Source organism: Pedobacter cryoconitis (genome assembly GCF_003259615.1).
In the GTDB taxonomy this organism is placed as follows: domain Bacteria; phylum Bacteroidota; class Bacteroidia; order Sphingobacteriales; family Sphingobacteriaceae; genus Pedobacter; species Pedobacter cryoconitis.
In genome coordinates this window covers 342,199-356,729 of the sequence record NZ_QLLR01000002.1, presented here as the reverse complement: position 1 = coordinate 356,729, position 14,531 = coordinate 342,199, and the positions used below count along the sequence as shown (strand labels likewise).

At 41.2% G+C, this 14,531-nt stretch carries 12 protein-coding genes; 4 read left to right on the top strand and 8 right to left on the bottom strand.

The features are described from left to right. The first annotated feature begins 148 nt into the window (after positions 1-148). On the top strand, positions 149-487 hold the full coding sequence (locus tag LY11_RS04490) for a hypothetical protein (protein WP_111632523.1): 339 nt from the start codon (positions 149-151) through the stop codon (positions 485-487). Between the two features lie 7 nt (positions 488-494). Next, complete coding sequence (locus LY11_RS04485) at positions 495-707, top strand: hypothetical protein (RefSeq protein ID WP_111632522.1); 213 nt, start codon at positions 495-497, stop codon at positions 705-707. On the opposite strand, the gene LY11_RS04480 is transcribed toward LY11_RS04485, so the two are convergent. From LY11_RS04480 to LY11_RS04470, 3 genes are read right to left on the bottom strand one after another with little or no spacing between them, the layout of a single operon-like run. Beyond that, positions 704-2,776, bottom strand: coding sequence for a ComEC/Rec2 family competence protein (locus LY11_RS04480; RefSeq protein ID WP_111632521.1), 2,073 nt, complete (start codon positions 2,774-2,776; stop codon positions 704-706). The genes LY11_RS04485 and LY11_RS04480 overlap by 4 nt on opposite strands. Next, positions 2,777-4,861, bottom strand: a complete 2,085-nt coding sequence (locus tag LY11_RS04475; RefSeq protein WP_245952601.1) for a helix-hairpin-helix domain-containing protein — start codon at positions 4,859-4,861, stop codon at positions 2,777-2,779. It lies immediately after the preceding gene. A 48-nt stretch (positions 4,862-4,909) separates the two neighbouring features. Beyond that, positions 4,910-5,245, bottom strand: coding sequence for a MerR family transcriptional regulator (locus LY11_RS04470; protein ID WP_068396413.1), 336 nt, complete (start codon positions 5,243-5,245; stop codon positions 4,910-4,912). A gap of 116 nt (positions 5,246-5,361) precedes the next feature. On the opposite strand from LY11_RS04470, the gene alaS reads away from it, so the two are divergent. Beyond that, a complete protein-coding gene (alaS, locus tag LY11_RS04465; protein ID WP_111632520.1) occupies positions 5,362-8,061 on the top strand; it encodes an alanine--tRNA ligase in 2,700 nt (899 codons plus the stop codon). A gap of 58 nt (positions 8,062-8,119) precedes the next feature. On the opposite strand, the gene LY11_RS04460 is transcribed toward alaS, so the two are convergent. The 5 genes from LY11_RS04460 to LY11_RS04440 all read right to left on the bottom strand — a co-directional run bounded on the left by LY11_RS04460 (position 8,120) and on the right by LY11_RS04440 (position 12,909). Beyond that, on the bottom strand, positions 8,120-8,713 hold the full coding sequence (locus LY11_RS04460) for a putative glycolipid-binding domain-containing protein (RefSeq protein WP_111632519.1): 594 nt from the start codon (positions 8,711-8,713) through the stop codon (positions 8,120-8,122). A 41-nt stretch (positions 8,714-8,754) separates the two neighbouring features. Next, a complete protein-coding gene (locus LY11_RS04455; RefSeq protein ID WP_111632518.1) occupies positions 8,755-9,630 on the bottom strand; it encodes a hypothetical protein in 876 nt (291 codons plus the stop codon). A 23-nt stretch (positions 9,631-9,653) separates the two neighbouring features. Beyond that, positions 9,654-11,687, bottom strand: coding sequence for a heavy metal translocating P-type ATPase (locus LY11_RS04450; RefSeq protein WP_111632517.1), 2,034 nt, complete (start codon positions 11,685-11,687; stop codon positions 9,654-9,656). 96 nt (positions 11,688-11,783) lie between these two features. After that, the gene (locus LY11_RS04445; RefSeq protein ID WP_111632516.1) at positions 11,784-12,200 is read right to left on the bottom strand and encodes a Fur family transcriptional regulator; all 417 of its coding nucleotides are present in this window, start codon (positions 12,198-12,200) and stop codon (positions 11,784-11,786) included. Positions 12,201-12,318: 118 nt separating this feature from the next. Next, positions 12,319-12,909, bottom strand: coding sequence for a hypothetical protein (locus LY11_RS04440; RefSeq protein ID WP_211321485.1), 591 nt, complete (start codon positions 12,907-12,909; stop codon positions 12,319-12,321). Between the two features lie 143 nt (positions 12,910-13,052). Here LY11_RS04440 and gatB point away from each other — a divergent pair, with 143 nt between their 5' ends. Beyond that, positions 13,053-14,522, top strand: a complete 1,470-nt coding sequence (gene gatB / locus LY11_RS04435) for an Asp-tRNA(Asn)/Glu-tRNA(Gln) amidotransferase subunit GatB (RefSeq protein ID WP_111632515.1) — start codon at positions 13,053-13,055, stop codon at positions 14,520-14,522. The last annotated feature ends 9 nt before the right edge of the window (positions 14,523-14,531 follow it).

Here is a 14,531-nt window from a genome sequence, read left to right as displayed (position 1 = left end):
GGCTTATTTTATTCAAAAGTAAATAAAAAATAATGCAAAGAAACGGTATATTTCAGCTGCTGATAAATAAATCAGCTTAAGTTATTTACTGCAAAAACTTTCAATTCTATTTGTTTTACTAAAAATATTAGCATAATTTTGTTGTGCTATGGAAAAAGAATTTAATAAACAATTGAACAATCACCTGAACCAATGGGTGCAAAACAGTCAATCTTCAAGCTGGTCGGTTACAGCCGGAGATTTCTTTAATGTCGATGAAGATAGTTCTGTAAAAGTTAACCTGAACAAACTCAGTGAAGGATACAGGACCAAGCAAATCGTCAATCAGCCGGGTGATTACTGCAATGTATTCTTACAGGCCATAGAACCTTATCTGGTTCAGTTTTTAATTCAGTTTGGTGTTAAATCTTATAAATTCAGGTTTGTTTTTATTCTATTCGGCACTATTGCAAAGGATTACTTTGTGAGCACCACTAAGATGACCTAAAAAAACTATGATGGATTCATTCACTAATGAACAACAACAGCAAGGGCATTTTATCGACGTGATTGTACTTATTAAGGAAGCACTGCGTCAAAATTGCTGGATCTATGAGCCGGATACCGCGATGTGGTATACGCCAGAAGAATTTGGAGCTAAATATCAGGATAGTAATTTTGAACAGGGCTGGATTGAGCAGTTTAAAATTATGAATCCTGTGGGCTAGCGGAACCCGGGTTTTAAAACCAGCGTTGATTTGCTAAATTTTGTAGTATCTTTCTGGTAGCCCTGAATGGTGTAATTCCTATTGGTTGCATCTATCCATATTTTCTGGAAAGCGACAGCTGTTCTCAGCCCCTCTATTGTTACCTGCGGTTCCCCATGGACCCAGATGGCATCAAAGACTGGTTTTCCTTTAATACTCTGGTTATTGAAAGCACTATCCAGTAATAATACCCTGAAATTCCTGAAAACGAGTTGATGATCCCTGATCTGAAGATTTTTTGTGGTGCAATTTTCCTTCCATTTCAAACAGGTGGTTTCCCGGATCTTCAATTGATCCAGTGCAGGCTGAATATGGAATTTAAAAGCCTGGTCGCCCGGTTGTAAATCAGTCACCAGAATGGCCTGATCGGAACTGATAAAAGCGACCGCATAATTTTTGTTTAAAATAAAAGGGATGATCTTTTGTTGTCTTGCAGCATCGAGTTCATCCTTGACAAGCAACGCTTGAAAATAGGCTGAAACCAATACCGAAAGCAGAAGATAGTATTTGTTCTTTTGTTGCAGCGCAATGCAGAGCAGCAGCAGGAACAGGCAAAGTAAAATGAGCTCAGTTTTTGTAAACCAGATCATATTGATATTGGAGTAGGGGAGAGCTGCAATTTTTTCCAGTCCGCGGTTCATGAAAATAATCAGCCACTCAAACAGCGGGGCTATCCAGTATAAGCGGAACAATAAGAGTAGCATACCTATGTACATCAAAAGTGTAACTGGAAGTACAATGAACAAGTTGCTTACCATAAAATATACAGGGAACTGGTGAAAATAATAACTGCTCAGCGGGAAAGTCAAGAGTTGCGCTGCAATGGAAAGGCAAATCAAACTCCAGAGCTTTCTTAACCAAAACGATTGGAAACTCAGGAGCCGTTCTAATTTTGGTTGTAAATAAATCAAGCCCAGTACTGCAGAGTAAGAGAGTTGAAAGCCCACATCCCACAAGAAAAAAGGATTGTACACGAGCAGGCAGAAAGCTGAAAAGTATAATACCTGGTAACTGTTTGCCTGGTTCTGAACAGACCTGGAAAGGATGAATATACTCAGCATAATTGCAGAACGTAAAACCGAAGCAGAACAGCCGGTTAATACCGCATAACCCCAGATCAGGATGAACAGGAGCAGTACTTTGCTCCATTTTAGCCAGACTTTCCTGTCCATCCAGCTTAACGCCCAGTTCAGCACCAGGTAAATAATCCCCACGTGCATCCCTGAAACTGAGAGTGCGTGAATAGTTCCCGTTTTTGAATAGGCTGTTAAGGTTTCTGCGCTTAAATCTGCCCGGTAGCCTAGGATTAAGGTGCAGGCGACCGCAAAAGCATTGTCATCTTTAATCAGGTTTCTATAAAGCTCTACCTGGCGTTTTCGTAGTTCCAGTGCAAAGCTGATCAAAGCTATTCCTGTAGCTGCATTTGCAGTGATCAGTTCTGCTGGCCGGAGGAAGATCTGGTGGCGGATATTTTGCATAGCCAGCCAGGATCTGAAGTCAAACTCTGCGGGATTATAAGGAGGCGCTATCCCTTTATAGTGCGCCGGGATATAGTAATTTTCTCCGTAATGAAGCCGGGCTGGCTGCGCTGAATCTGAAGGCAGCGCAACCAGTAAATAGCCAGATGCCCGCTGTTTATGATGCCCGGTATAGGAGGCAAGGACCTTGGCTTTGAATCTTAAAACCGAGCCCTGTTGCTGCGGCTCGTCCGCTATGGAAATCTTCAGGAAATCTGCCTGCTGGTTGGAAAAGTTGTTCGGATTTTCAAACAGATTTGCGTTAGAATAGCAAAGTAATCCTAAGCTGAAAAAGAGCAGGTTAATTAAAATTGCCAGCAGCCTCTTGTAATTATAAACTTTAAGTAATCTGTATAAAGAATTGATTATTAATGATAAAATAAAGACGAAAATTGCCAATATGAGTATGGGCAAATTTAATTTGGTATTCTCTGCTGCCTGCAAAACCCATATTCCTATGCAAAATGGGAGCAGAATTTTACCGAAAATACTGATGTTTTGCCGGATCCGCATTTAGAACTGATAACGCAGCTGAAGCTTGATTTCAGACTTCCTGCTACCAGCTATTTCTTCTAATCCCGAACCTGTTTTTTCCATTCCCGGATACACATATACAGCATACCTACCCCATACCCTGAGCTGCCTGGATAAGTTATAACTCAGGTTAAAATAAGACCTGATTCCTTCGCCGCTGTAAACGCCCGAACCCGTACCATGCAGCACATCATCTTCATAAGCATAGATCCTGCTATTATAAGAGGGCGTGTGAAAAAAAGCCAGTCTGAGATTTGCTGAAACCCTGGAAGACATCGGGTGGTAAGCTACATCCTGATAAAACATATATCCATACTCAGCACTAACAGTTCCTTTTTGATAACGGGTCAGTTCAAAGCGGCTTTGCAGAGTTATTTTCCTGTTGAACGTGAAATTACCTTCCAGTCTGCAGTTATCCTTCCTGAGGTCAGCTATTGGGTTTACAGGTTTGCCTGAACCTTCGTTCTGTTGGCTCTGTTTGGTTTGATAACTCAGCAGCGCTTTAAACATCTTATCCGGTTTAAAGCTGATCCTTGCGTTTAATTCATATCCAGCAGACGCTTCATCAATTCTATACTTTGCCCATGGGAACCAAAAAAGGTCTCCATAGGCTGATAAAGTCCACTTTTTGGTCACATTGATATGGAAACCAGCATAAACCCCTTTTTCATTGGCCGCTGTACTTCCTTCTCCAGCTGCCTTATTGTAAAAGCTGACATGCTCTTTCTCATAATTACGGACAAGAACTACAGCAGAGACGCGCGGAGACAAACTGGCCATGGCCCCGGTGAGAACTGCGGTACCGCCGGGGATGCTATGCGCCACTTCACCAAAAAAGTAAATATTCCGGAAAGTATAATTGTAATGAAACCCGAGGTTCGTCAGTTCCCGGCCACTGAAATTATACTTTTTGTAACGCTGATTACCTGTGATAAATTCCTGCTGATAGCTCGAATGATAGGCAGTAAACCCGAGATCTAAACTGTGCTTATTATAAGTGACGGCCGCTCCGTAAAGTAATAACCCAAGCTTCCCTTTGTGCTCGTTTTCGGCAGCAGTGCGGTGTAAACCACTGGTGCTGATCGCTGATAACTGGTAATCCCCTTCTGGAGATTTTGTTAAACTGGCATCTAAATTTCTGAGTGATATAAAGGTAGTTAAATCAATGCTTTCTATAACTTTATAAGTTACACCTGTGCCTCTGAAAAATGAATACTCATTGGCAGAAGTATAAGGTTTAAGACCAGTATCCTTTTTGGCAATGCCTGCTACATCATCACCTTTGCCAAAAGACGAACCAGACCAAAGGCTTAAACCCTGGCCAAACTGCAGGCTGTAATCTCCTGCAATTATCTTTTTAAATCTACCGGATTTATACAAGGCAAGACTTCCTGAAATAAAGTCGAAACCACTTTTGCTGTTGCCGCTGAAAAAGCTTTCCCCGGCATCCTTTTTGGCTACCATAGAAAGCGCGGCCCGATCATTCAGATGGTATCTGTACTGGAGCAGTATTTTTCCGGGGCTACCCAGATACCTGCTTCCCGGAAGCTGAGTATAACCCTTCTGTTTTTCCAGGAGCTGTCCGTATCTCAGGGTAAGTTCGCTGACTCCTTTACCGGCTTTACTGAAATCCAGGGGCAGCTCTTCTTTCACGGTAACAAAAGGGAGCAGCCTGGTAATTGTTGTGACATCAAAACCAGTTACAGCCTGAAGTTCCAGCACATCCTTTAGCTTTCCCGTAAGCCGGATATGGGTGAAAAAATTGCTGATTTGCAGGGCAGAAAGAAAAAACAGTTCTTTCAGCTGCTCAGGACTTGCGCTATTGAGATCTAAAGGGTGTTTCAAATAAAAGGAAAGCTGTTCAGTCAGCTCAGCAAGGTCTTCCGCTGTAAAATTGGGTGAAAGCGTGGCTGTTATTTCTTTGATTTGTACCTCTTGCTGTGCAAATACAGTGTTGTAAGGGCAGAAAAGGACTATATAGAGTAATATTCCGCATCCCGGCAAAGAAGTTCTGATACTTTGCAAACCGGGACACTGGATGGAAGAGATAGCTGACTTTGGCATAATGTGCCCAAAGTACTGCTGATTGAATTAACTAAGTTAATTTATTAATTAAATTTCGTCGTTTAACTTTAATAAGAAATCTTTTAGCTTTTCCAGGGAGGCAATGATCTTCTGGTTCTCTTTAACGTCTGCACTATTATTCTTTAAATGATCTTTTGCACCTTTAAGCGTAAAACCCTTATCATCCACCAGGTGGAAAATGATCTTTAGATTTTCAATATCTTCCGGAGTGAAAAGACGGTTCCCTTTCTTGTTTTTCTTAGGCTGCAGAACGTCAAATTCCTTCTCGTAAAAGCGGATCTGTGAGGCGTTTACATTGAACATTTCCGTCACCTCACCCATCGTATAATACATTTTATTAATTTCCCGTTCCTTGTAAGGCATACTTCTATGTTGATATTTAGTGGTTTATAGCTTTTATATAAAGCATTCAAATGTAAAGGGATTTTAGTAGAATACCGCAATAAAATTTTAATTTTGTTGGATAATTTCTACTACGAATGACAGCAAAAGAAATCAGACACGCATATTTAGCTTTTTTTGAATCGAAACAACACCATATCGTTTCATCCGCACCTATCGTTGTAAAAAATGATCCGACACTGATGTTTACCAATGCAGGTATGAATCAGTTTAAAGACATCTTTTTGGGAGAGGCACCCGCCAGGTATCCAAGGGTAACCGATACGCAACGTTGTTTACGGGTTTCCGGCAAACACAATGACCTTGAAGAAGTGGGGATAGACACCTATCACCATACGATGTTCGAAATGTTGGGCAACTGGAGTTTCGGTGACTACTTCAAAAAAGAGGCTATTGCCTGGAGCTGGGAATTATTGACAGAAGTTTATGGTATCCCTAAAGATAAATTATACGTTTCCATTTTTGAAGGAGACGAAAAAGAAGGCCTTCCCCGAGACACAGAAGCTTTCGAATTGTGGAAGCAATACGTTCCGGAAGAGCGCATCGTTCTGGGAAATAAAAAAGACAATTTCTGGGAAATGGGAGATATGGGGCCATGTGGCCCATGTTCTGAAATTCACGTAGATTGCCGTCCTGATCATGAACGTGCAGCCACAAGCGGGAAAGAATTGGTGAATGCAGATCACCCACAGGTGATAGAGATCTGGAACAACGTATTTATGCAGTTCAACAGGTTGAAAGATGGTTCATTACAGCCATTACCTGCACAACACGTTGATACAGGAATGGGCTTTGAACGCCTGGTTCGCGTGTTGCAGAATAAGGCTTCAAACTATGATACTGATGTATTTCAGCCACTGATCCAGTTCATCGCAAAAAAGGCTGGTATAGCTTATGGCGCTGATGAAAAAACGGATATTGCGATGCGCGTGATGGCCGATCATATCCGTGCAATTTCATTTGTAATTGCAGACGGGCAGTTACCTGCAAACAATAAAGCAGGGTATGTGATCCGCAGGATTTTAAGAAGAGCAGTACGTTACGCTTATACTTTCCTTGATTTAAAAGAACCTTTCTTAAACCAATTGGTGCCTGTTCTTGCAGAGCAGTTCAAAGGCGTTTTTGAAGAACTGGTTTTACAACAGGATTTTGTTCAGAAAGTAGTATTGGAAGAAGAAGTTTCTTTCCTGAGAACACTGGCTACAGGTATTCAGCGTTTTGAAAATTACACCGCTAAACAAGCAGACTTCCTGATGTCTGAAAATGCAATTGACCTGGAGAAATCTTTTGAAGATCCATGGGTTTACAGCATCCTTAAAGACCAGATGGTAATTTCAGGTGATTTTGCTTTTGAATTGCAGGACACTTACGGATTCCCGATTGATTTGACCGAGCTGATGGCAAGGGAGAAAAAATGGAGTGTGGATATGGAGGAATACCAGAAAAGCCTTCAGAAGCAAAAAGCCAGGTCAAGAGCTGCAACAGCAATTGACACCGGTGACTGGATTACCGTTCATGATGATCCCGAAACGGAATTTGTGGGTTATGACTTCCTGGAAATTGAAACTAAAATATTAAAATACAGACAAGTTACTGCCAAAGGAAAAGAACAATATCAGATCGTATTGCAGAAAACACCTTTCTATGGTGAAAGCGGTGGTCAGGTAGGCGATACAGGCCGTCTGGAAGACCATAGCAGAATGTTTTCTATTGAAATTACAGATACCAAAAAGGAAAACGGGGTGATCGTACATTTCGCAGACTCTTTACCTGAAGACATAGATGGTCAGTTCTGGGCCGTTGTGGATGAAGATAAGCGCGTACAAACGAATAACAACCACTCGGCGACACATTTACTGCATGCAGCATTAAAGAGCGTCCTGGGCGATCATGTGAATCAAAAGGGATCTTTGGTGAATGCAGATTACCTGCGTTTCGATTTTTCTCACTTCAGCAAGATCACTGAGGAGGAATTAGCAGCGATTGAGCACATCGTTAACAAAAGAGTAAGAGCTAACATCGCGTTAAAAGAGCAGCGGCTTGTACCTTACGAGGAAGCATTATCCAGCGGGGTGACTGCTTTGTTTGGTGAAAAGTACGGAGACTTTGTCCGCATCATTACTTTCGATGATAACTATTCGAAGGAATTATGTGGTGGCACACACGTTCAGGCAACTGGTCAGATCGGTTACTTTAAGATCATTTCTGAAAGTGCTGTAGCTGCGGGTGTAAGACGTATTGAAGCCATTACGGCAGATCGCGCAGAAGAGTTTATTTTACAACAGGATAAGGAAATCAGTGAGTTAAAAGCGTTACTTAAAGGAAATAAAGACCTGGCTGGTGCGGTTACAGCTTTGATTGAAGAAAATAACAAACTTAAAAAAGAAGCTGAAAAAGCGGTTGTAGAGCGTTCAGGAAATCTTAAACATGAAATCGTTCACCATATGAAAACGATCAACGGCATCAATATGATTGCTGTTCATGTAGATCTTCCAAGTGCAGATGCAGTGAAGAACCTTGCGTTTTCAATTAAGGATATTGTAGATAATTTATACCTTGTTTTCACGACCCTGATTGATGACAAACCAGGAATCAGTGTCATGTTATCTGATAATCTGGTTGCAGATGAAAAACTCAATGCCTCGAATATGGTTAGAGAACTGGCGAAAGATATTCAGGGTGGCGGAGGAGGCCAGCCTTTCTACGCTACTGCCGGAGGGAAAAATAAAGACGGATTAGCTAAAGTGCTGGAAAAAGCGGCGACCTTAATTCAGTAATCAAAATTGCAATACAAAAAACGTGCTGTCTCTAAAAAGACAGCACGTTTTTTATAAGCTAGTAATTGCTCTCTACGTGTGTACCTCTGATAAACCGGCTCGGATAAACAACCACAAGTCCTTGTTCGTCAACCGTGAGCAAAGCCTCATAACCGTTGTTTATATTCCGGTACTGGTAACAAAAGTCTGTTAATGCGATATACGCCTGTAAATTGGGTCTGACCCGCTGTTTCAGAATATCAAAGTAAATCACTTTAATTTCTTGTTCTGTCTTCAGTTTTGAACCCAGTCTTCTGATGGGTAAAGTATTCGTAAATGGGGTCAGGGAAATATCAATATCTATACAGCCTTTAAATTCTTCCAGCGGTTTTCCATGATCAGTCCAGTTACCTTTTCCATCACTTTCAAAGCTTAATTCAACTCTTTGATCATCAAATTGACTTTTAATATCAAAAAAGACAGTTTCCCATTTTTGATTGGTTCTGATAGTATAATCCAGGCGAAAAGGCTTTTCACCGGAATCTCCAATAACCACAGCAGTGATTTCGGTTCCTTTTTCCTGGATAGTCACCACACAATTCTCTACCGATTTATAATGGTGACCCTCCCAAAGTAAATTGATTTGTTTAGTTTCAGGTTGCAGCTGTTCCATACTACCTAAACAAGTAAATGAAAGAAGTGTTTTTTATAGCATTATTTTAAACTAAAAGCCGTTTTAGGTTTTAGAAACATTCTTCCATTTGCATCTTTGTTCCAGTCATAGTGAGTTTCCGGCCACTTTTTTTTCTTGTCCAGTAACGGACTTTGATATTGATCCGCACGAATACTATCTGTTTCAAATTTGCCGCTTGGATAATGGAATTGATAGATATAGTCAAACTGGTCAGTGGAACTGCCTTTTGCATTAAAAACTACAGTTTTTCCATCAGGCGAGAGGATCGTAAAATCTGCCTGCATTCTTTCTTTCGGATCTGGTCTTGGGATCAGGTATGCCTTTGCCGTTCGCTGATTAAAAAGGTAATCATTGTTGACCAACAGCAGATTACCGCCTATTTTAGAAATACCCAGGTAGAGGCTTTCGTCTCCGGAGGAAAGCTGTTCTTGAACAGGACGCTCGACCCGGTAAACTTTTAGGCCGTTTGGTTGTGCACAAAATACAAAAAAACGGCTGCTGATATGGGAAGGCCCCGGCATATCTGCAAGGAATGCAGTTTTTTGTGGATTCAGATAATAAATTGCTGAAAAATCAAATAAAGGTATTTCAGCTGACTGATAATCCTCAACTACATTTTTCAGGTTAGGATTAAAGTGGATCGTGGTATCTCTGTAATTGATAATATTCCAGGACATGTGCCCCTTGCGCCCAAATATACCACCTATCAATTCTTCCTTTTTGCTGGTTAATGTGAGTCTTTGAAAAAGCTTGTTTTTTGCAGGTATATTCAGGTCTGTCTTTTCAGTAAATAATTCTGCCTGATAAATGCTGTCTTTCGGATGACCACAGGAAATTAAGCTGATTATGATCAGGCTTAATTTCCAGCAGTTTTTTATTCCCTGTAATCTTCTCATTTCAGGGATGAAGATAATTAAAATTAAAGTTTCATTTTCTGAATTCTGACTGCATTTAAAATCGCCAGTAAAGCAACACCTACATCTGCGATTACTGCTTCCCATAAGGTAGCAACACCACCGGCTCCCAAAATCAGTACGATTACTTTCACGCCCATGGCCAGTGCAATATTCTGCCATACAATGTTTTTAGTCAGTCTTCCGATTTTAATCGCAGTGACAATTTTTGAAGGCATATCGTTCTGAATTACAATATCCGCAGTTTCAATAGTGGCATCACTACCTAATCCGCCCATAGCAATCCCTGCATCAGCCAATGCTACAACCGGAGCATCATTAATTCCGTCCCCAACAAAAGCAATATGTTTGCCTTGCTGCTTCAGCTCCTCTACTTTTTCAACTTTGTTTTCTGGTAAAAGATCTCCAAAGGCACGATCTATCCCTAGTAATCTGCCTATTTTGTCAACCACAGCCTGTTTATCACCACTCAGCATCACCGTCTGGATCTTCATTTCGTGCATTTCCTTTACCGCCTGTACTGCATCTTCTTTCAGTTCATCAGCGATGGTAATAAACCCGGCATAAACGCCATCTATCGCAACTACAACCACAGTATCTTCTTCTTTCGCTGCTTCCTCAGCATAACTAATGTTAAACTGATCCAGTAACCTGATATTTCCGGCCAGAACCTGTTTGCCGTCAATTAAGCCTTTAAGACCTTTTCCTGGCACTTCTTCTACTTCGCCAATCTTTGTGCCTTGTAAAATATCGCCCGCATGTAAAGTTACCGCAGTGGCAATAGGGTGGGTAGATTTGCTTTCAATAGCCGCAGTTAAACGCAATAACTCTTTTTCATCGCCATTCACTGCAACTACACGCTGTACTTTGAAAACACCTTTAGTCAGTGTCCCGGTTTTATCCATCACTACGGTATTGATCGTAGTCATCACGTCTAAAAAGTTTGATCCTTTAAACAGAATACCGTTTTTAGAAGCCAGCCCTATTCCGCCAAAATAACCCAGTGGAATCGAAACAACTAAAGCACAAGGGCAGCTGATCACTAAGAAAACAAGACCACGGTATAACCATTCTGCAAAAATATAATTGGTTACAAATAGATAAGGCAGTGCGACTACCAGTACTGCTAAAGCGAATACAATAGGGGTGTAGACTTTTGCAAATCTGGATATGAACAGCTGGGTTTTAGACTTTCTGGCTGTTGCATCCTGTACCATTTCCAGAATTCTGTTCAGTTTACTATCTTTAAATAGCGACAATACTTTAACCTCAATTACCGTATTCAGGTTAATCATGCCGGCCAGTACGCTGTCACCTTTTGCTTTGGAATCTGGTTTGCTTTCTCCGGTCATCGCAGAAGTATTGAACGTCCCTTTAGCAGAAACCAGTTCACCATCTAAAGCTACTTTTTCTCCGGCTTTAACCTGAATAAGTTCACCAATTTCAACATCAGCAGGTTTAACAGTGGTGATTTTTCCATCCCTGATCACATCTACTGTATCCGGACGAATATCTAATAAAGCTTTAATACTGCGTTTTGCGTTAGATACCGCTACATCCTGGAACCATTCTCCAATAGAATAAAAGACCATCACGGCAACACCTTCACTGTAAGATCCGATAGAGAATGCACCAATTGTAGCCACACTCATCAGGAAAAATTCGTTGAAAAAATCCAGACGCATTGCTTTTCTGAAGGCTAACTTCAATACGTTATATCCTGCCAGCAGATAAGCAGCCCCAAAAATAGCCAGGGAAAAAGGCTTGGCTGGTATGATTTTAAAACCATATTCCAGTGTCAGCATCACTGCAAGTATTGCCAGGGAAGCTAATAACGGAATCTGGCCTTTCCAGCCTGAACTTTCACCATCGCCATGGTCATGATCGTGGTCATGATCGTCGTGACTGTGGTCATCATGACTATGACCATCATGTGTATGTCCTTCATGACTGTGCGTATGTGGCTTCTGCGCTGCGGCAGGTTTTTTCTCTGGAACTGTTGCTGTATCACAGCAGGTATCTATATTTTTTGTGGCCATAATTGTATCTTAAATCAAAGAGATCTATTAAGCTAAGCTTTTTTTCGATGCTCTAAAACAAAGGTACTTTAAACTATAGCGCAATGGTATTGCAAACTATTGAACACACTTATTACAAACGCCTTTAACGATCAGGTTAACTTCTTCAGTTTTAAAACCGTCAGGTAAGGTAATTTGAGGAATATGGTGTTTAGGCAAACAAGAAGTTTCCCGGCAGGTATTACAGAAAAAGTGAACGTGCAGATCGTGGTGATGTCCGGCTTCGCAATCATTTTCGCAAAGCGCATATTTAGTAGCGCCAGAACCATCGTCAATACTATGAACCAGTCCCTTTTCTTCAAACTTCTTTAGCGCGCGGTATAAAGTGATTCTGTCTGAAGGATCTAACCCTTTTTCCAGATCGGTCAGACTAATTGCTGAAGACTGCTTCAACAGAAAATCCAGCACCAGTAACCGCATAGCAGTAGGGTTAATGTCTTTCCGGGTCAGCATTTCTTCTATATTTTCAGTCATCGTTTATCAGGTTAATACAAAACAGTAAATAGCTTATAAAAATAAAGTATCACAATCCAAAGATCGTGATACTTTACTATACTGAAATAAAATATCAGTAATTTATTGGTAATATCTATTAATTACGGCCGCCTCTTCCATGTCCGCCTCTGTCGCCGCCATGATTACCTCTATCTCCGCCATGGTTACCTCTGTCTCCATGATTACCTCTGTTGCCGTTGTCATGTCTGTCGTTACCTCTTCCCCAGCCATTCCCTCTGTCATGACCTTTTCCCCAATTGTTATTTCTTCCGCTGTTGTAATCTCTTCTGTCGTTACGGTAATTATTTCTGACTACTACGCGCGATGGTCTGCTATAATAGTTATTGCTTACATATTGTGTTCTGTAATAATTATGCCTGGTCCATGGATTAGCATAGTTATTAATTACTACTTTTCTGCCGCCATACAAATCGTAACCTCTATACCTGGAAGGAAGAGAACGGGCATGAATCCATCTGTTGCCGCTTAAATAAACAAACTGGCGTGTGGGCACATAATAATAACTATCCACATCAGGCAGGTAATAATAATCGACGTGATTGTAGCCTCTAGGGCCCCATTGGGGTTGTGATCCAATATTTATACTTAAACTCACCTGGGCTTTCGCCGCCGGTGCAGCTGCCAGGGAAGCAATTCCGATCGCAGCAATTAAAAGTAATTTTCTCATAACGTTTCAAATTTGTGTGTGTATGTAAATTGTCAAAGTTTATGCCATGATTATAAATGCGTCCTAAACCCATGGTCATAAACTTATTTGGTTATATTTGTGAGACAGTAATTCACGACATTAGTTTAATTTATTGCCCTTAAATGAGTACGAAAACTGCTATTTCTCCCACAGCATTTGAATTGGTATCAGGCTTAGAGATTCACGTTCAGTTAAATACAAAATCGAAAATATTTTCTTCAGATAGCGCAGCTTTTGGTGCAAAACCGAATGCGCATATCTCTCCGGTTTCATTGGCATTGCCTGGTGCATTGCCGAAAATGAATAAAGAAGTAATTGGAAAAGCGATCACAATGGGGCTCGCCCTGAACTGTACGATCAATCAAACCAACTATTTTGACCGTAAAAATTACTTCTATGCCGATCTGCCTAAAGGATACCAGATCACTCAGGATAATAAACCGATTTGCCAGAATGGATATATCGACCTTGTTTTAAGTGATGGTACAGAAAAGCGTATCGGGATCAACAGGATCCACATGGAAGAGGATGCAGGTAAAAGCATGCACGACCAGGATGATAATTATTCTTTTGTAGACCTGAACAGGGCAGGAGTGCCTTTAATAGAAATTGTCACGGAACCTGATATTCGCTCTGCCGAAGAAGCTTCTGTACTGTTAACCGAAATGAGGAAGCTGGTGAGGCATCTTGACGTAGGGGATGGAAATATGGAAGAAGGAAGTTTCCGCTGTGATGCCAATATCTCTATCCGTGAAAACGGAACCGAAGAATTTGGTACACGCTGCGAAGTCAAAAACCTGAACTCTATCCGTAATGTACGCAGGGCGATGGAATTCGAATTTAACCGCCAGATCGAAGTGATCACCAGCGGAGGCTCAATTATTCAAAGCACTTTAACCTTTGACGCTGACCTTGGAACCACAGCGCCGATGCGGACTAAAGAAATGGCAAACGATTATCGTTATTTCCCTGATCCGGATCTGCCGCCGATAGTGATCACAGATCAATGGCTTGCTGCTTTAAGAGCAAGGATGCCAGCATTACCCCGTGAAATTACCGCAAAGCTGATGGCAGATTTCGGCCTGAATAATTCAGAAGCTTCCATATTTACGGAGGATAAAGAACTGCTGGACTATCTGAATGCTGCTTTAGCTTTAGTAAAGAACCCTAAAAGCCTGATTAACTGGCTCACAGGACCGATCAGAGCTTTATTAAATGAACAGGATCTGACGATTACTACTTTTAAAGTAAGCCCTGCACAGCTTGCTGCCGTGGTTAACCTGGTAGACGAAAAGAAAATCACGCAACAGATCGCTTTACAGCAATTACTACCGGCTATTCAATCAGCTCAGGATGCTGACACGGATGTTGCAACGCTCGCTTTAAAGCTTAACCTGCTGATTGTAGAAAACGATGGTGAGTTAGCTGGTTTTGTGGATCAGGTGATGGAAAAATTCAAACCACAGGTTGCAGCCTATAAAACCGGTAAAAAAGGAGTTTTGGGTTTATTTGTCGGAGAGGTCATGAAAATGGCAAAAGGGAAAGCAGACCCCGCAAAAATTAATGAACTGTTATTGGAAAAATTAAAATAAGGATTAATC